Below are 21274 nucleotides of genomic sequence, written 5' to 3' on the forward strand. Positions count from 1 at the left end.
GGAGAAATAAAATGGATCAGATAGAAAAAAGAGTCTGGGGCTATTGCCGGTGCGGTGGAGCCGATCAGACAGACATTGAAAATCAGGTGGAACAATTGAAACAATATGCTGAATCCTGTGGGTACACTCTTTCAGGCTATACAGTGGGACACGGTTCCAGTCTGGAACCGGACAGCCCTGATATGGCTGAGATCGAAAGGGCTGCAAAAGAATATGCTGCTGATACCCTGCTAATCAATGCCGCAAGCCGTTTGTCACGAAAAACAGTTGAATTGCTAGGTTCATTAAAATATATAGCTCAGATACCCATGAATGTGGAGTGTGTCAACGGAACGGATTTATCAGCCGATAGCCCTTTCAAAGATATCGTAATGGCAATGTCTGAATGTATGAGAAGTGTTGGACCAGAATACGAGGCTAAGTATGAAGAGGATTATGAGCTTGATCTGAATGATGGCAGCGAAGAACTTGGACGGTGAATACTATTAACGAAGCTAAAAGCGCTTTTTACATAAATTACAGACATTCAGACAAGTTGGTAAAACATATCCTGAAATAAAGGAGGTGCGGATATGGAACCAGTTATAGCCATGGACATGGAAGAAATGAAAAATGTTGATATTAGGACAGTTGACAGAGAATCACTGGCGGATATAAACGATGTACATATTAATCGAAAACTGCCACGAGAAGAAAGAATGGCGGATTTTATCCGTCAAATCAAAAATCCCTATTGCTATCGTTGTGGGAAGGCTGTGGTGAAAGTAGGCTTTACCGATACAGAGGTAACTCTGGAGGATAGGCTGGAACACTATCTGAAAACACTATGAAAAGCAAGACGATCAGCTGTAAGCAAACGGGCTTGACTCCATTGCTTTATAATGGTATATTCTAAACCAATAAGCATACCGGTGAAGTCCCATTGTGAAAAGTTTGGCTGAGGATTTTTTACAATCGGAGGTTCACTATGAAAAATTTAACAGATAATAGAATATATCGTGCGGACGCATACCTGCGCCTATCTAAAGAAGATGGCGATAAAGTGGAAAGCGACAGCATAGCAAACCAACGGGATTTGATCAGGCATTTTCTTGCAGATAAACCGGACATACAGCTTGTCGACGAACAGATTGACGATGGATATTCCGGTGCGACATTTGACCGGCCCTCTTTTCAAAAGATGATGGAAGATGTAAAGAGTGGAAAAATCAACTGTATTATTGTCAAAGATTTATCCCGTTTTGGAAGAAATTTTGTTGAAGCAGGGCGTTATATCGATCAGATTTTCCCAGAGTACGGCGTTCGCTTTATTGCTATCAATGATAACTTTGACAGCGCTAAAGGCCGCAGCCAGTCGGATAATGTTTTACTGCCCTTTTTAAATCTGGTTAATGACGCCTTTTGCCGCGACATTTCTATCAAGGTCAGAAGCCAGCTTGAAGTCAAAAGAAAAAAAGGAGATTTCGTTGGCTCTTTTGCCGTGTATGGCTATCTAAAAGATCCTGACAATCGGCATAAACTCATTGTAGACGAATTTGCAGCCAATGTGGTGCGGGATATTTTCAAATGGAAGATTGACGGCCTAAGCCAGCAGCGTATTGCGGATCGATTGAATGAGCTTGGCATCCTCTCCCCGATGGAGTATAAAAAAAATTGCGGTATGGCATACCGTACCGGCTTCCAGGTCAGTACGAAGGCAAAATGGACAGCAGTAGCCGTTGGCCGAATTCTGCGCAATGAATTTTATATCGGTACATTAGTACAGGGGAAACGTACAACACCCAATCATAAGGTAAAAAAGACAATCGAAAAGCCGAATAACGAGTGGGTAAGGATCGAAAACAATCATGAGCCTATTGTGACAATAGAAGAATTTTCTGCTGTAGGGCGGCTCCTATTGCAGGACACCCGTGTTGCGCCAGATCAGAATACTGTCTCTCTTTTTTCAGGTCTGATCTTCTGTGGTGATTGTGGTCAAAACATGGTTAAAAATGGTGTTTGCAAGGCTGGCAAAACTTACAGCTACTATATGTGCTGTACCAATCGTGCAAAAAAAGGATGCAGCAGCCATCGAATCCCGGAGCAAGCAGTTGCAGATTCGGTGCTCATGTCCTTAAAGGAACATATTTCAACTGTCCTTGAGATAGAAAAGACACTGGAATTTTTGGCTGGATTGCCCTTACAGAGGGCAGAGGTGCAGAAAGCAGATGCCCGTCTTGTCAGTAAACAGGAAGAAATAAAAAGGTATGAGAAATTAAAAGCTACCCTTTATGAAGCTCTGGCAGACGGTCTGATTGATAAGTCGGAATATCTGGAGTTAAAGGCTGTATATGATAAAAAAATGCAGGAAGCCCGGAGCGAAGAAGTGAAAGTAAAAGATGAGCTTGAAAGCATTCTGCAAAATCAGTCTGTAAATTCCCAGTGGATTGAACATTTCAGGGCATATCAGAACATTGATACACTGGATCGCCGTATGGTCGTTACCCTGATTGAACGAATTCTCGTATACGAGGACTACCGCCTGCAAATCGAATTTCGTTATCAGGCCGACTATGAGCGTGCGCTTGCCATGATTCAGGCCTCTGGTGTAAAGGAGGTGGTCTGATATGGCGAGAGTGAGCAGAAAACAGACGGTATCGCCTGCTGCTCCGGTACTGGTTGAGCGGGTTTACTGTGTCGGTCTATATGTGAGGCTCTCTAAAGAGGATAATGGATATCACACCAGTGATTCTATTCAAATGCAGCAATGCCTTTTAGAACAATATGTAAAAACACAGCAGGACATGAAATTAGTTGGTATATTCTGTGATAATGGAGCGACCGGTACGGACTTCGACCGCCCGGATTTTGAACGTATGATGGAAGCTGTCCGCCGCCGCGAGATTGATTGTATCGTGGTGAAGGACTTGTCGCGTTTTGGACGCAACTATGTAGAAACAGGATATTATCTGGAAAAGATTTTTCCGTTTCTTGGGGTTCGATTCGTGGCAGTCAATGACTGCTATGACACCTTGAAGTGTGCAGACGGTGATGAAATGGTCGTCTCACTGAAGAATATTGTAAACTCTTTATTTGCTAAGGATATTTCTAAAAAGTCCGGCACTGCGCTTAGACGTAAACAGGAAAAGGGAGAATTTATTGGTTCATGGACGCCCTATGGCTATCTAAAAAGCCCGGAGGATAAAAACCATCTTATCATAGATCCAGAAACCGCCCCTATCGTGCGAGATATCTTCACATGGCGTCTGGAAGGACTGGGATATGACGAAATTGCCAAAAGGCTGAATGAGCAGAAAATCCTGTGTCCTACAATGGTTCGCTTTTTGAGAGGGGAATTTAAAAAAGATTCGCCCCGTACAGTAGGAACGCGGTGGGTGGCACAAACGGTCAAAAATATTACAAATAATATGGTTTACGCGGGACATATGGCACAGGGAAAGCAAATACGTTCCTTGTGTGAAGGGATTCCGCGCAAAGAAATGGAACGACAGGATTGGATTATTGTACGCAATACGCATACACCCATTGTTGACGAGGATACCTGGAATCGTGTACAAAGAATAAACAGTGAAGCGAAGACGAAGAATACAGAAAAAAGGCAGCTTCCGAAAACAGAGAATCTATTAGTTGGTATGGTATACTGCAAAGATTGTGGCCGGACTATGGGGCGGTATAAAAATTGCTCCCGCAAAGGACATATTCGCTATACATATTGCTGTCGTATTCGTAAAGCCAGCAAAGGTATGAGCGGCTGCACTTTGAAAAGTATTGGTGAACAGGAGCTGTTTGACATTATTCTTAAAAGTATCCGTATTCAAATTGCGGCTACAATTGAGCAGGAAAATCTTTTGAGAAGGTTGAAGGCACAGCCGGAATACCAAAAGACAAAGCGGAAACTGGAAAGTTCCCTGGCTGAGATTCAAACAGCGATTTCTAAAAATATGGCAAGACGTGCTGCCCTGTTTGAAAGTTATAATGATAATGTGGTCAGTGATGAAGAATATTTGTATATGAAACAGCGATACGATGTACAGGCGGCGGAATTACTATCAAGACAGGAACAGCTTCTTGCTGAGCAGGTGGTTTATGCAAAGACGCTCTCTCCTGAAAACGAATGGATAAAGGCTTGCCGCAAATATGATGGAGTAAAGCAGCTTTCCCGGGCTATGGTTTTGGAATTGATTCATCATATCACAATAGAGGGACGGAATGACGTTCATATTACATGGAATTTTAAAGACGAGTATCAAACCCTCATAAGCTATACAGAGGGGGTGCAGGTATGAATACATTGGCTTTATATACCAGGGCGTCAAATGAGGACGAAAATCTGGGCGAAAGCGCCACAATTCAAAACCAGCGTGATCTTCTATACCATTATATCCGGAGCAAACAGGAATTCAAAGATTGGAATGTTTTGGAATTTCAGGATGATGGTTGGTCAGGAACGACCTTCGACCGGCCGGGTATTGGAAAGCTTCTGAAACTGGCCGGTAAAGAAGTACAGTGTATTATTGTCAAGGATTTTTCACGTTTCGGCCGGAATCTGATTGAAGTAGGAAACTATCTGGATCAGATTTTCCCCTTCCTCGGCGTCCGGTTTATTGCAGTTAATGAGGGGTATGACAGTAATGATAATGCAGGACGTACCATTGGTTTGGATGTATCTCTAAAAGCAATGGTCTACGAAATGTACAGCCGGGATTTATCAAAGAAGATCAGCAGTGTCAAAGAGGAGCAAATGAAGAGCGGCCATTATGCAGGCAGTTTTGCATTTTATGGGTATCAGAAGTCAAAGGATTCTAAAAGTGGTCTGGAAATAGATCCGGAAGCCGCAGGCATAGTCAAACGTATTTTTTCTCTTGCTGCTTCAGGAGTTAAGACGCTTCAGATTGCCGTCCTGCTTAACAAAGAGGGGATTTTACCCCCGCTGAGTTACCGGAAACAGAAAAAAATGGACGAACATTTTCAATGCCCTACGGCAACAGAACACAATATCTGGACGCAGGCCAGGATAGCGGCTATCATTCGTGATGAAAGGTATACCGGTGTTCTGGTTAGCAAAAAGAAGCAGCGCATTGATATTTCTACAAAAAAGATAAAACTAAATGACCGTAAAGAGTGGATTCGAGTGGAGAATGCAATGGATGCCATTGTCACAAGAGAAGAATTTGGGCAGGCTCAGGAAGCGCTGGTTCGACGCGGAAATCGGAATAAAGTAACGCCATCGGAACCATTCAGAGGCCTTTTGAAATGTGGAATATGTGGAAAAGCATTAGACCGGATTGATTGTAAAAATCCGTATTTTCGATGCGTCACCGGAAGATTTGAACCTGATTCGCTGTGTGCGGAAATTCGTATAGAGAGAAAAGAATTAGAGCAGACGGTTCTTTCTGCTTTGAAGTATCAAATTCAGCTTATGCAGGAAAATAAGCCATCTGATAAGAGCGGATCGGAAACAACGATCAGACAGAACCTTGAAAAAATAGATGGACAAATGGGTAAATATAAATCTAATCAGATGATACAGTTTGAACGATTTGCAGGTGGCTTGATTGACCGCGAACAGTTTATTATGGAAAAGAAGAAAATTGCTGAACAGATATCAGCACTTCAAGCGGAGAAAGAAGAATTGTTTCGGCAATTACAAAACGTTGAACAATTGGCGCAAGTGGAGGAACATGACTTGGGACGGTATGCCTTCGTGGAAACACTGTCAAGAGAGTTGCTGGTAGCACTGATCCAGGAGATACGGATTCAATCTGACCATGTAATTGAAATAAATTGGAACTTCCGTTAATTAGGAAGATAATTTTTTTATGTATGTCTTGACACAAGCAAATGAGATCGTAGTGCCGATCATCATCATGGCCTATATGGCAGAGGGAAGTCTGCTGGATATCAGCGATCTGTCAGTACTAAGAGATCTTCTGGTGAGCCACGGCTGGACCTGGATCACCGCTGTCAGCACCATGCTGTTCTCCCTGATGCACTGGCCCTGCTCCACCACCTGCCTTACAATAAAAAAAGAGACCCAGAGTGTGAAGTGGACGGTTGCTTCCTTCCTGGTTCCTACGGTCACGGGGATTGTCGTTTGCTTTTTATTTACGACGGTGGCGAGGGCGTTTTTATAGGATTTAATTTTATATTTTTGTTATTAGAAACCGGACTGCCGCAGATATAATATCTGATGGCAATCCGGTTTTTGAACGATGAAGGGTATAATTTCAGAAATCGTAAAATATTACAGGTTAAATCGTAATATTTTACATATTTTTTTTGAATAAATGTAATTGATAATAAAAACATGTAATTTTTCACAATAAAAATAGAAATGGAATAATTAATTACATTCAAATGTCCTAATAAAGTTGTTAAAATAAGTTAATCTTTACGAAAAGGAGGGGGTATGTGAATAAAATTTACAGGAAAAGAGCTTATTGTCTCAGCACAATTAGCAAAAATCTGGTGGCACAGACACTTTCCTGTATGCAGAAGGCAATAAGCTTATTACATATTATATCAGATACCAACATGTTATAAAAGCATTTGTTGCTGAATGATGTGTTATATCAGTAAAAGCTATGTTTTAAGCTGAGCTTCGTAACCGAATGATGAAATTTAGGGAGGCAAGGAATATGAAGATGAAGCATTTGGCTAAACAATCGCTTTGTTTTCTGCTCAGCGCCGGTATGGTTCTGAACAATGGAATGGTGTTCAGTCCTCCGGTATATGCTGCAACAGAGACGAATGTTCAAGAGATCACTGTGGATGGGGATATGATTGATCCGGTCAATACCTTTAAAGGGTTTGGAGCAGTTACGTGCAATAATACATCCAGACTGCTTATGGATTATAAGGAAGAGCATCCGGACAAGTATTGGGAGATGATGGAACTTCTGTTTAATCCGGAAAAGGGAGCCGGACTAAACCACATTAAAGTAGAAATGGGAGGAGATATTAATTCTTCTTCTGGTACGGAACCGGCTACCATGCGTTCCCCCGGGGAGGAAGCAAATGTCCTGCGCGGGGCAGGATGGCATTTTGCAGCAGATGCAAAGACCATTAATTCGGATATAACAGTAGAGATTCTCCGCTGGGGTGAACCAAAATGGACCCAGGAGGGGATCGGGTATGAAGCTTTTGAAAACCCAAAGTATGAAGCGAGATATCAATGGTATAAAAAGACGATTGATGCGGTATACGATGAATACGGTTATGAGATTAACTACGTAAGTCCCGGACAGAACGAGCGGCGCAGGGACTACGCTGACAACACGGAGTGGATTAAGTACTGTGCAAACCGGTTGAAAGAAGATTCGGCGAAAGAGGACGCACGGTACGACTATGATCAGATTCAGATTGTGGCGGCAGATACTCACTCAAACAGCAATGATATAGCCGGTCGTATGTTAAATGACTCTGAACTGATGGATCTTGTCGATGTGGTCTCAGATCACTATACCTTATACGGCAACGCCAACTTAACAAAAGTAAATCAGGAATATGGGAAGGAAGTCTGGTATAGTGAAGCAATTGCTCCAATGATTAACGCAAAGTACCGAATTAATGTAGATCCTGAGCGCGGCGGAGTTGGCGGCAAGGTGGGAATGGCAGATCTGGCAACCCGCTTTATCAACAGCTACAGCTACGAGGACGCGGGGGAGAACCAGCCGTGCATGACCCGGTTTGAATTTCAGCCGGCAATCGGTGCCTTCTATGAGGGAAGCGCTTACAGCCCGAAGCAACTGATCGGTGCATTTGATCCATGGTCCGGTTATTACGATGCGGACGGTGGTCTTCAGATGGTGGGACATTTCATGGAATTTGCTGATCTGGGCTGGAATTACCTTCCGGATGCCTGCTACGGGGATGGTTCCTACAGCGACGGCGGTGTTCTGGCTGATACTGGAACCAGCAATTATCTAACCTTAAAGGATCCCGAGACAGATGATTATTCTATGGTTTTTGCGAACAATACGTCTCAGACCAGAAAGTATAAAGTAACGGTTAAAAATATGAAGAAGGCTTCCAGTCCGCTAAATGTCTGGGAAACGAGAGGACCCGACGGAGATGAGGAGTATGATGCCAATTGGATGCAGATGGTGGATTCTTTTACTCCTAATAAGGAAGGCTACGGTATCTACAGCTTTAACCTGACCGTTAAGCCATACTCCATTGCGACAGTCACCAGTTTACTGGACAGAGGCCGGGAATATGAGCCGGGGCAGAATGATTCCGAAGCTGAGCGGGAGGTGCTGGCTCTTCCGTATACAGATGATTTTGAGTATGCGCAGTATGAGGCCGATGAGAAAGGAAGAACGTATCTGGAACGCAGAGGCGGAACTCCGAGATATACCACGGATTTAAATGGTGCATTCGAGGTGCAGGAGGGAAGCTTCGGCAATCACGTTCTGACACAGGTGATCAATGATAATAACCGTCCGTATGACTGGAATGTATGGGGAAACGGAACGGATGAAAACAGCCAGACCAGCGGCAGGCCAAGAACCGTTTTGGGAGATCACCGGTGGACTAATTATGTTGCGGGCATCGATTTCAAACTGGATTTAACAAGCTCGGAATGCTTTGAAAATTACGCGGGTATCGGCGTCAGGGAAGTGGTTCATGAAGGAACGGGTGCCAACGATGTATCCACCTATACTTTTCAGGTATTTAAAGACGGCACCTATAAACTGAGTTGCCGTTCTGGACAGACCAGTAAGGGAACGCTGGAGAATTTCGACAGCGCAGTCTGGCACAATATGCAGCTGGCTGCAGATGAGAACGTCCTGACCGCTTATGTGGATGGTCAAAAGGTGGCGGTGCTGGTGGATGACAACCATACCTCTATGAGCGGCCGTGTGACGCTGACCAGCGGTTTTTACAATACTCAGTTTGATAACCTGGAAATCATGCCTGTCGAAGGAAAGGCAGCGGCAGCTGATCAGAAGCTCGATGATACCAGCGAACTGATTACATGGAATGGAAACTGGAATCACGTACTGAACGAGGGATATAGCCATTACAACCGTACAAGAACGTACGGCGGAGCTATCGAAAAGGGCGTTTATGCCCATAACAGCGGCCAGATCCGTTATTACAAAGGAGGCAACCCACTGGCATGGGGATCCAATGACAGCAATGCCTGGGGAAGCGCAGGCGATGAGGCCCATTACGAATTCGATTTCTATGGAACGGGAATTGAAATTTTCGGAGAGGCCAATGGCAGCAACGGCACCGGCAATGTTTACATTGATGGAGAACTGGTGGGAACAGTAAACTACAATTCCACAAACGGCGGAAACGGCAGCGATGTATTTGATCTCGATCTGGATCCGGCCCGGCTCCATACCTTAAAGGTGGTAGCTACCAGCTCCTTTATCAGCCTCAAAAAACTGAAGGTTATCGGAGAGCCGGATGACGGCGGTGAGTCGAGAGATAATTCCTTCAGCCTTACCTTTGACGGAACAGGAATCAATGTATTCGGAAATTCCGGCGCAGCAGTAATAAAGGTAGAGGTGGATGGAGAGGTCATGGAGACAGCCTATGAGACTCCTGAGGCCGGAAACCGACAGACTACATATTCCCTGCAGAATCTGCCGGAAGGAACGCATACAGTAAAGATTACTGTGGAAGGTGGTACTTATTACGTAGATGGTATTGATGTAATCGGTACGGCAGCTGAAGGCGTTACCGTGAGTACAGCCAAGCTCCAGGCTCTCATCGATGCAGCAAAGAAGCTGACCAATGAGGATGAGACTTATCTTAAAGAGGATTGGGAGGACTTCCAGAATGCTGTCATTTCCGCAGAAGCTGCGCTTGCAGACGGAAGTCAGGAAACTTTAAACCAGGCGTATTTAGCGCTTCGCAATGCCATGGAGAAGCTTGGTAAGACGGGAACGATTACAGAAGTCACAGGGCTCGATCAGATCTATGTGACCGTGAAAGGCGGTGTACCAAAGCTGCCTGAAAAGGTTTCCATAATCCGTCTCGACGGAAAAGCGGCCGAAGCGGAAGTTGTGTGGGAAGTATCTGAGGATCAGTTTGATATTGCCTATGAGACGGTGACGGTGACCGGCTCGGCGGGAGAAGACAAGTATCCGGTGGAAGCTAAGGTTATGGTGGTTCCTCAGGATCTGCAGTACTATATCGACTGTGCGGCCGATGTGCCGGTAAATCCAAACGGAGGCGGCACTTTATCAATTACTTCAGCGGTTTACAGGGCAGTCGCGAAATATTTCCAGACTAATAATAAGCCACTGCTTAATGAGACGGCGGACCAGAGGTACGGGGCGGCAGAGGATGAGTGGGGCTTTGAGATAACAGACTCCAAAAATCCGTTAAAGCCGAGTCCGGACGGCGCTGCCGGTGAGTACAATGACTCCTATACCGCAGGCTGGAGAACGAACGGCACAGAGATTGTATACCGTCTGACTCTGGAAGCGGGTACCTATAAAATTACCAACGGATTCCATGACTGGTACGGAACACGCTCGCGTGATATGAAGCCGGAGCTCACCTATCTGGATACGGACGGCAGGACACAGGTAATTGTCTTTGATACGATCCTGTCCCGCGGAAAGGATATGAAGGTAACCAACAAATTTACGATTCCGGTAAGCGGTGAGGTGACCTATAAGCTTGTGAATGCAGCCAATGAAAAGCCGATTATCAGCTGGCTGGCAGTGGAGAAATCCGCTAATTTAAAGAGCATTGAAGTCACTCAGATGCCGGACAAGATCATGTATTCCATCGGTGAAAAGCTGGATACTACGGGAATGACAGTAACAGGTCATTACGATAATGACAGCAGCAGAGTGCTGAAGGAAAACGAGTATACAGTAACAGGCTTTGATTCTTCCGTGCCGGGAGAGAAAACCGTGACGATCACTTCCAAAGAAGACAGTGCAGAGGCCTCGATTAGGGTTATGGTCGGTGGTGACTCGGTGGAAGAGATACCAGAGCTTCCAATCATCGCTGCCAAAGATAAGCTGCCGGAGACGCTCAGCTTAAAGGTAAATGGTGAGGTGAAGGACGTAGCGGTCACCTGGAAATTAAAAGAAGGAGACTGGAACTTACAGGGAAGCATGGTTAAGCTGGAAGGAGTCCTGGAAAATCTGGATGCAGGAACACTCAGCTGGTCGCCGGTTGTCTTCAGCAGTTCACAGGTATACTTTATCGACTGCGGTATCGGTGTAGGCAAGGACAATAAAGACAAGACTTCGGAAATTTACGAGGCGGTGAAGGCTGCATCGGAGAGTCTGAAGAATGAAACGGCAGATCAGGAAGGAAGGGATAACGCCTGGGGAATCGGTTCAGACTATGACGGAATGAAGGGATATGCAGAGGGTCATGGCCTGCATGCGACCGGCTATTACGGAAAGAATACGATCGGAGATTCCTTTACCTATAAGGTTACCCTGGATGCGGGAGAATACAACATCACCACAGGCCATACCGAGTGGTGGGCAGGGAACAGCCGGTCTACAAAAGTTACGGCTTCCTATGAAAAGGAAGACGGCACCGTTGTAAAGACCGAATTCGGCAATTCGGGATCTACCGGAGGAACCCAGTGGAAAGAACTGTACGTACAGGGCCATTTGTCCGTACCGGCAGATGGCACAGAGGTGACTCTGACATTTACGGCCACGGAGGCAAAGGGAGCGGCTGTTTCCTATATTGCCATTGCAAAAGGGGAGGCGCCTGTTACAGAGCTGGCGGTCAACAAAATCAAAGTGGACATGATGCCTAATAAGACCGTTTATGAACTGGGCGGAGAGTTTGAACCGACCGGCATGGTGGTGAATGGATACCATGGAAGTGAGCTTGTCCGGGAACTGACAGAGGACGAGTACACCATAGAAAGACCGAATATGGACGAAGCAGGAAGGTCCAAAGTGATTGTTTCTTACGAAAACGAGGATGGAAAAGTGTATTCTGCTTTCTTCCGAATCACGGTTTACGATCCGGAGGATATGAGGGCGGACAGCATTAAAGTAGTGAAGGAACCGGAAAAAACAATCTATCTGCCGGGTGAGAACTTTGATGCGGATGGTATGGAGGTACGTCTTCTGATGAAGGCAACGGCCAGCGATGCTATTCCGGCCAGGGCGGTTGAACTTGCAGATGGAGAGTATGACGTCATCAGTGACCTGTCTGAACCGGGAAGAGGTGAAGTAGAGATATGCTACACCTACCTGACTGACAACGGGGAAGAAAAGGAATTGAAAGATACCATCAAGGTGACGGTATTAGATGAGAACGACGAGTTCTATCAGAAGGGCATTTATATCGCAAAACAGCCGAAGAGAACAGTATATGACGTGGATGAACCATTTGATCCGACAGGCATGGAGGTGGAGGCCGTAATGAAGGCCAGTACCAGCAACGCCTCCTATGCGGAACCGGCTGCAGATTACGAGATTGGCGAATACGACTTCTCAGAAGCAGGCAGTAAGAACGTTAAGATTTTACATACCGGCATTGGAAGAGATGGAGAAGAAAAGGTATTTACCGCGGAAGCGGCGGTAACAGTAACTGAAAACAAAGCGCAGGTAATGGAAGATAAGCTGGATACTGTTATCCGAGATGCGGCGGGGGTTCTGGATAATAATACGACGCCTTACCGCACTACAGAAGAGAAGCAGACAGCAGCACTGGATCTGCGAAAAGCGCTTGCCGCCAGCTTGGAAGGATATGAAGGCGAGCTGACGAATACCATGATCAAACAGATCGCGGAAATGGAAGCGTATTTCCGGATGGCATACCCGAATATAACGGTTAGAATCAAGGGTGACGCAGAACTGGCAGAAGGTGCAGCCGTTACCGGTGCGGTATTCAGCGCAGATGTGGAGCAGGAGAATCAGGTAGTAACACTGATTATTGAAGATATGGATGTGCCGGAAGAACTGCCGGAAGTTAAGACGGCGAAGGCCATGAATATTCGTCTGACGGCAGCTGATGAAGAGGTTCAGCCGACAGTGCCGCTTTTCCTGACCATGCGCGTGCCGGAAGGCATCAGGGAAAGGAATCTGGTAATCTACTATATAACAGAAAACGGTGATATCAAGACGATCGTTCCGGAGACGGCGGATGGCTGGATGCGATTTGTAGTATCCGAACCCGGCGTGTTTGCAGCAGCTAACCCGGGAACTCTGGAGGTGACCGGTATCCGGATTACATCAAAGCCGTATAAGACAGTTTACGAGATCGGAGAGGACTTCGAAACCGATGGAATGGCAGTGACGGCAACCTATGAAAACGGAACAGAAGCGGTTATAAAGGATTATGAAATAACCGGCTTTGATTCTTCTGCCGCAGGTGTAAAGCATGTCACCGTCTCCTATGAAGGACATAAGGCGATTCTGGCCGTGACAGTAAAGGCAAAAGCAGTTGATCCGGATGATAATAATCATTCCGGCAGCGGAAGCAGCCAGCGAGGCCCGAAAGTCAATACGACCTCCACTGTAACAGGAACCTGGATGCAGGATGCCGCGGGCTGGTGGTTTGCAAAGACAAACGGCGGTTACGTAAAGGCCGAATGGGCGCAGATCAATGGCCGCTGGTATTATTTCGGTGAAGATGGCTATATGCAGACCGGATGGACCCTGTATCACAATCAGTGGTATTTCTTAAATCCTGATGGAGCCATGGTGGATAACAACTGGATCTGCTATAAAGACTGCTGGTACTTCCTCCAGCCAGGAGGAGCGATGGCTTTAAACGGCTGGATCACCTGGAACGGCCGCAGCTACTATCTGAATGGGGATGGAATCATGGCTGCAGGAGCAACCACGCCGGATGGCCATGTGGTGGGCGCCGACGGCGCGCGCATCGATAAGCAGGACTAAAAGCAGAAAAAATGACAACAGAGGAATGACAGAAGTGGGCATGGTATCTTATTTTCAGATGCTGTGCCCGCTTCAGTACAGGTTGAAAATTATTTGATGGGGGTAAATTATGAAGAAGAAACCATTTAAACGCCTAGCAGCCATCGCGCTGTCCCTGGCCATGGTTTTACCGGGAGCCGCTCCGGCCTATGCAGCGCCCGAGAGAGAAAAAAGAGGTTTCCGGTCCATGCCCGGATATGAGGAGCTGATGGCCGCTGACTATACCCTGTATCTGGTGAAATGCGGGGCTTCCAATCCTTTGGCGATACCAAACGGATATAAGATGGGAGTGCTTCAGTCCGGAACGGACCAGAAGGAGGCACCGGACAGTACCGGGTATACCTGGGGATACGTGGAGAACGGGTCGTCCATTATGTATGGAAAACGCGATACGTCAGAAAATTCTTTAGAATCAGGCCTGCGCTATCTGAGCGACGCCATTACATATGACAGTGATGTGAGCGGAATTACATACCGTTTCGAGATGCCGGAAGGCGAGCGGACGTACCAGGTGACCCTGGGGTGCAAAAATCCCTGGGATTCCAGACCGGTGGATGTCACGCTCGAGGGCGAGACTGTGAAAAGTGGATGGACCTTCGCCAAGGACAGTCTGGCGGAAGAGACTTTTTCCGTGACGGTGAGCGACGGCGTGCTGGACGTGTGGGTTCATAATCAGAGCCGGCAGTCTTCCAGCCAGGATGCCATGCTCAGCTACATCATCATCAAGGCACCCTATGACCAGGAATACTTACAGAAAGCGATGGAGCAGTATATTCTGGCTGATACGGACAGAGATTTGTATTCGAAACAATCACTCGCAAAGTATGACGAGGCCTACAAGTATGCAAAACTGGCAGCAGAATCGGAAAAACCGGTATCTGCTGAAAAGATATCCTCGAACTTAAAGAAACTGATCGCCAGGTATAACGGTCTTCAGCCGAGGCAGGATGCGATAAATTACACCAGCTTTTCCGGGACAGACGGCGATGTGTGGCTGGATACGGAAGGCACGCCAATCCAGGCACATGGCGGTCAGGTGCAGAAGTTTACATATCAGGGAGAGACGAAATGGTACTGGTACGGCGAAGACAAAACAGATGGCTACCGCACCGTGGACGGCGGTGTCCGCGTCTACTCTTCTGAAGACCTCTATAACTGGAAGGAGGAAGGCGTCGCTCTCCGCAACCTGACGGATGAGTACGATTTTGAAGAGGATTATTTTAAGGAACTGTACAAGGATTATACGGAGGAACAGAAGGCGAAGGTTCTGCTGGCCATCAATGATACCACCTCCGTTCTGGAACGACCAAAGGTAATCTACAACGAGAAGAATGATAACTACGTCATGTGGTTTCACGCAGACGGCCCGACGGAGACCAGCAATTCCAACTATGCGGCCGCCAGCGCAGGAGTTGCCGTGAGCGACAGTCCCACAGGCCCCTTCCGTTTTATCGACCGTTACCGCTTAAACTATGTGGATGGAAAGCACGATCAGAGCAAGGGCATGGCCCGTGACATGAATCTCTTTGTAGATGACGACAAGACAGCGTATATCATCTATTCCAGTGAGGAAAATGCAACCCTGTTCATTTCAAAGCTCAATGAAGATTACACCTATTTATCCGCCAGCCCGGAAGCTGCGGTCCCGGGGGAAGACTTTTTAAGAAGCGAGACGTTTGCTGGACAGAAGCGGGAAGCGCCGGCGATGTTTAAATACGATGGGAAATATTACCTCATGACCTCCGGCTGCACCGGCTGGGGGGCTAACCAGGCCAGCTTCGCGGTTTCGGAAAACGGTGTCATGGGTGATTGGAAGATCATCGGTGACCCATGTGTGACAGATACTTCCATCTGCCAATACACGAATGCGCTGACCTTTGGAACCCAGTCCACCAACATCATCCCCATTGATGCGGAAAATGGAAAGTTCATCTATATGGGAGACCGGTGGAATAATAAGAATCCGGGAGAAAATGAACTGACAGACCCTCAGTACGTATGGCTTCCTGTGGAATTTGACGGAGAGGGCAGCATGATTCTGCGCCCTTATGTTGACTGGAAACTGGATATGCTGGATTATATGGCGCCGATCATCGTGAATACAGAGCTTCCGAAGAGCATTAAGAAGGGAACGGCACTCAGCGATCTGCCGCAGAAGATCAATATCACCATTAACAATGAGACGAAAGATACTCCTGTCGAGTGGACTCTGGTTTCCGGAGATTTAAACAGCACGGGACCGGTGACACTCAACGGTACAATGACGGAAAACGGCGGACGCAAGGTGACGCTCAATGGATTTGTCTATTCGGATGGATTAAAATATCTGGTGGACTGCGGTGTGATGGATGCCAGCGGGAGCCCGAAGGTATCCGATATCTATGAAGATGTAAAAAAACATGGGAAGCTGGTGAACGAGGCGGCCGACCAGAAGGCGGCCGGTACAAACACCTGGGGATACGGCGGGGGCTGTTCCGCGCTTGCCTGGCGGGCCGGTTCCGGCCTTCACAGTACTGGCTGGTACGGCAGCGCTAATAAAGCCGGAAATGCTTTTTCCTATGAATTTGTTCTGGATAAAGGGACATATAAAATCACCACGGGCCATACGGAGTGGTGGAGCGCGGGACGCGCGACGAAGGTGACAGCCGCCTTTGAAGGCAGCAGTATGCCCGTGGAGCTGGGTACTGCCTCATGGTCCGGCGGAAACGGCGGAGTGATGCAGACTGTGTCGGGAAGCATTACCGTGCCGGAGGATCAGACAAAGGTGATACTCACCTTTACGGCCGATGTTGACCAGGCGCCGGTTGTATCGTATATTGCCATTGAAAAGAGCAGTATCACAAAGGTATTTGATGATAATCTGTCCCTGTCCGTAACCACCGGAGGGAAGCCGGATTTACCGGAAACCGTGGATGTGGAGACGGCAGACGGAGAGCGGACGGCCAAAAAAGTAACCTGGACTCTGCCTGCAGATGGCTTTAACGAAGCCTGGAAGACGGTGGAAGTGACAGGAATGCTGGAGGGTGCCGAAGTCGTAGTGAACGCAAGAGTGGAGGTGATTCCGGAGAACCTGGTATACTTCATAGACAGCGGTTTCACAGAAGAACGGGTATCGCCCGCTTGGCAGGGAGTAAACGGAATTATGAATCTCAGCAACGCGGTTTCAGACCAGAGGTTTGACGGAACCTGGGGCTACGTGGAAGACGGCGTTAAGCTGTACAACTCCGAATCGGATGACAAGTACGAAAACGGTCTTTATGCGGAAGCAGATCAGGAAATTGTATACAAACTGACCCTGGAGCAGGGAACCTACCGGTTTGCCAGCGGTTATCGGGAATGGTGGTCTAAATGGAACAGCGGCCGTTCGATGGCAGTAGATGTGGCCTGGCAGAATGCGGAAGGAGAACACCGGGTCGAGGAGTTGGGAACCCTGACATTAGGCAATGATACAGAAGGCCATGTTCTGGAGAGCGATAACGATTTTGAACTTCCGGCTGACGGCGTGGTAGAATTCCATGTGAAGAAAAACGCCAAGTTGGATGGAGTCTTAAGCTGGCTGGCAGTCCAAAAGGTGAAAAAGCTTTCGTCTTCTGAAGCGGTGGATCTCGACTATGAAGCATTGAACATTTCAAACATTGACGATGTGAAAGGTAATTTGACGCTTCCGGAGACAGGAGCCAACAAAACAACCATAACATGGGAGTCTTCAGACGAATCCATCATCGCCGTAACGGGACTAGATGAGAATACTCCGATTGGCGTGGTCACCAGACCGGATGCGAATACGGAGGTCACTCTGACCGCAACCATAACCTTCAGGGGGGTCAGCAGGAAAAAGGTATTTACCGCCCATGTGGCCGCGAAGCCGGAAGAAAAGACCATGGATTCCTATGTCTTTGCCTACTTCAAGGGCGAGGACTTAAGCAGCGGAGAACAGATTTACATGGCATCCAGCAGGGATGGCATGAACTGGGAAGATTTAAATGCATCAAAACCGGTGATAACTTCTGGTATGGGAGAAAAAGGACTGCGCGACCCATTTATCATGCGGTCGGCAGAAGGCGACAGGTTTTATTTAATTGCTACCGATTTAAAGATCAACGGCAACGGCAACTGGTCGGCGGCACAGACAAGCGGCAGCCAGTCCATTATGATCTGGGAGTCCGAAGACCTGGTGAACTGGTCTGACCAGCGGATGGTGAAAGTGGCTGCAGAGGGGGCCGGCTGTACGTGGGCTCCGGAGGCGTTTTACGATGAGACGACGGGAGAGTACGTCGTATTCTGGTCCTCTAAGATTCCGAAGGATCAGATTGTGACCAACAATGACTACACCCACCGCGTCTATTATGCGAAGACGAGAGACTTCTATCACTTTACCGAACCCGAGGTCTGGATAGAACTGCACAGTGAGAGCGGCGAGGTTCTAAGCGTGATCGACGCCACTGTAATTAAGGTGGATGATACGTACTACCGGTTTACCAAGAACGAGGCGACGAAGGCGCACCGGGAAGGCCTGCCGGAAGGCGGTAAATATACGATACTCGAGAAAAGCGATTCCCTGCTAGGTCAGTGGACCGAGATTGAATCCGTCATCAACTACATAAACGGAATGGAAGGCGCAACCGCATTTCAGTTGAACGGACAAGACAAGTGGTGCCTGCTTCTCGACAATTTTGGTGGCGGAGGATATTTCCCGCTGATTACGGAGGACATCGGTTCCGGTGAGTTTACGCGCCTCGACACCACGGAGTACTCCTTCCCGGGAACGATGCGTCACGGAAGCGTTCTGCCAGTGACGTCTAAGGAGTATGATGCAATCATGGAAGAGTATGGACCGGCATCCATAAACAGCCCGGACCTTAAAGGGACGGAACTGATGGAAAAGGTGATCGGAACGGCAGCCCCGGTTTACGAGGATACCTTTGATGACTATGATATTGAAGACAGCGCCGAAAAGGGAGAAACTCTCGAAAGCAGGGATGGAACAAAACAGTATTCCATGAATAACGATTCCTTCGTTGTAAAGGAAGATGTGAAGGGCAACCGGTATTTACAGGCAGTGGCTGTCACGAATGGACCGAAGCTGGGACAGGCCGATATTTCAGCGGAAGCGGTATCAGATCTAAAGGATGCCCTGATTATGATGGATGTTATGATACCAGGACCCGAAGAAAACACTGCCAGGTCTTATGGCCAGATTGGTGTGCAGGGAGACCGCTCCTATGTGAAATTTGATTTAAAGGAATCAGGCGTTAATATCCGTGAGAATTATAAGGACGATAAAGCAGCCTATCCCTTTGAAGCGGGTAAGACGTACAACGTGGCGGTATTGTATCAGAACGGCACAGCCAGTGTCTATGTGAACGGAAAGCTGATTCATAAGAAAGAGTCCAGCGCTTACGGTAATGCTGTAAAAATGGGCACAATTGCCGTAGCGACAGGCGGTAAGATTGATGATGTGCGCATTTACGACGCTTCGGCTGACCGCACGGAATACGAAGAAATTCTTGAAATTATGAAGAATGTGGATCAGGAAGAGTATGCAGAGGAAGGTTGGGAGGAATTCCAGGTGGCGCTTAGAAAGGCAGAAGCGCTGATGAAATCCCAGGTGGCTTCCGAACCGGATTTAGAAGAGACTTTCCTGAAACTGACGGAAGCGTATGATAAGCTGACCGCCGTTAAAGATTTCTATACGGATCATATCAGCATAACGGCAAAACCGTACCAGACGGAGTACGAGTTATACGATGACTTCAATCTGGAGGGCATGGAAGTAACGGAGTACCGGAAGGCCAGCGGAAGCAATGCAGAGAGGATAAAGGTTCTGGCAGAAGACGCCTATGAGCTGGAGTACGATTTCTCTGAAGTCGGCGAAACTGAGGTTACTGTATCATATTCGGCTGTGGGAGAGAGCGGCGGGGAAGAGATATTTACCGATTCCCTTACCGTAAAGGTACTGGAAGAGATTGAGGAGGCGGAATATTATACGTCCAGAATCTCCATTACGAGGAAACCAAACAAAACGGACTACGTGGTTGATGAGGAATTCGACCCGACTGGAATGGTAGTTACGGAATACTTAAAAGCCAGCGCCAGCAACGCTGCTCCGAGAAAACGAGTGCTTGGGGAAAATGAATTTGAGACGGTTTACGATTTCTCAGGCGAGGGCAGACGAAAGGTAACGGCTGTTTACTACGGCACGGATAAGGCTGGAGAAGAAAAGAAGTTCACAGACTATGTGGTGGTGAACGTAGCGGCAGATCCCGGCCGGAATACGGAATATACTTCAGGTATTAAAGTGACGGCAATGCCGTTTAAGACGGAGTACAAGACAGACGATGAGTTGGATACGAGTGGAATGATTATAAAGCGGATTGTCATGATGCCCAATGGGGAGAAGGCCGAAGAGATATTAAGTGAAGGAGAGTATCAGATATCCTATGATTTCTCGAAGCCGGGAACGAGAACTGTTGCCATCTCCTATGTGGCGGCAGGAAAAGATGGAACGGATGAAGTTTTTGAGACAGAGTTCAAGGTGACGGTGAAGAAGTCCGATTCCAGCGGCGGCTCCGGTTCAGGTTCGTCAGGTAGCAGCTTCGGTTCCGGCTCGTCAGGAAGCAGCAAGGCTTCACAGAAAAAAGAAGCGTACTATTCGGCAGGCAGCTGGAACGAAACGGCTTCAGGCTGGCAGTTTAAGAAGGCCGATGGGACCGTCCCGAAGAATGAATGGATTTATACCGGCTGGGGCCAGTCCGACGACTGGTATTTCTTCGATGCGGACGGCAATATGGTGACGGGCTGGTATCTGGCAGATGGAAAGTGGTTCTACTTAAATCCGGTTTCAGACGGAACGAGAGGACGCATGGTGACCGGCTGGCAGCTGATTGACAATGTCTGGTACTATTTCAATCCGGCATCTGACGGCAGTAAAGGCGTATTGGCGGTTAATGAAATAACACCGGATGGTTACAGGGTAGATGAAAATGGAGTCCGGCAGCAGTAAACGCAGATAAAGGGTGGAGCAGGATACCAGGAAGAGAGTAGCAAACACTTCCGGGTATCCGCTCCGCCCTGTTTGATTATGGCTGCCCCCTACGGATTGGTGAGGCGGTGGAGGCAGCTTTAATACGTTACAGTTCATTCCCCACCAGTGGCACCGCAGTCCGGTTCGGTCGGGCAGGCTTCCTCAGCTTTTCCTGTGACTTTGCAGGGTATTAGAAGTTCTTAACGCGCAAAATTTTTCGTTCAGGTGAAATTCCCACTTGTCTGAGCGCAGCGAGTTTGGGAATTTCACCTGGTTTTTAGAAAAATTCTGCACGTTTAGAACTTCTTATGCCCGAAACCGGAACTGGAAAGGCTGAGGAAGCCTGCCCGACCGAACC

The 21274-nt window shown here is 47.6% G+C and carries 8 protein-coding genes; all 8 read left to right on the forward strand.

Translation table 11 applies throughout. The features are described 5' to 3' along the window. Positions 1–11 precede the first annotated feature (11 nt). Positions 12–479: a recombinase family protein gene (locus M1L66_RS06435; protein WP_006772937.1), complete on the forward strand. Its 468-nt coding sequence runs from the start codon at positions 12–14 to the stop codon at positions 477–479. Positions 480–572: 93 nt separating this feature from the next. Further along, positions 573–830: a DUF6870 family protein gene (locus M1L66_RS06440; protein ID WP_006772938.1), complete on the forward strand. Its 258-nt coding sequence runs from the start codon at positions 573–575 to the stop codon at positions 828–830. A gap of 137 nt (positions 831–967) precedes the next feature. After that, on the forward strand, positions 968–2605 hold the full coding sequence (locus M1L66_RS06445; protein WP_006772939.1) for a recombinase family protein: 1638 nt from the start codon (positions 968–970) through the stop codon (positions 2603–2605). A gap of 1 nt (position 2606) precedes the next feature. Next, the gene (locus M1L66_RS06450) at positions 2607–4286 is read left to right on the forward strand and encodes a recombinase family protein (protein ID WP_006772940.1); all 1680 of its coding nucleotides are present in this window, start codon (positions 2607–2609) and stop codon (positions 4284–4286) included. Beyond that, positions 4283–5800, forward strand: coding sequence for a recombinase family protein (locus M1L66_RS06455; RefSeq protein ID WP_006772941.1), 1518 nt, complete (start codon positions 4283–4285; stop codon positions 5798–5800). Before M1L66_RS06450 ends, M1L66_RS06455 begins: the two co-directional genes overlap by 4 nt. Positions 5801–5819: 19 nt before the next feature. Then, positions 5820–6134 carry an iron transporter gene (locus M1L66_RS06460; protein WP_434691600.1) on the forward strand — a complete coding sequence of 105 codons (315 nt, stop codon included), beginning with the start codon at positions 5820–5822 and terminating at the stop codon, positions 6132–6134. Between the two features lie 504 nt (positions 6135–6638). After that, a complete protein-coding gene (locus M1L66_RS06465; protein ID WP_434691602.1) occupies positions 6639–13853 on the forward strand; it encodes a bacterial Ig-like domain-containing protein in 7215 nt (2404 codons plus the stop codon). 109 nt (positions 13854–13962) lie between these two features. Further along, complete coding sequence (locus M1L66_RS06470) at positions 13963–20895, forward strand: family 43 glycosylhydrolase (protein WP_434691604.1); 6933 nt, start codon at positions 13963–13965, stop codon at positions 20893–20895. Positions 20896–21274 lie beyond the last annotated feature (379 nt).

The sequence above is a fragment of the Hungatella sp. SB206 genome (assembly GCF_051132295.1).
GTDB classification, from domain to species: Bacteria; Bacillota; Clostridia; order Lachnospirales; family Lachnospiraceae; genus Hungatella; species Hungatella effluvii.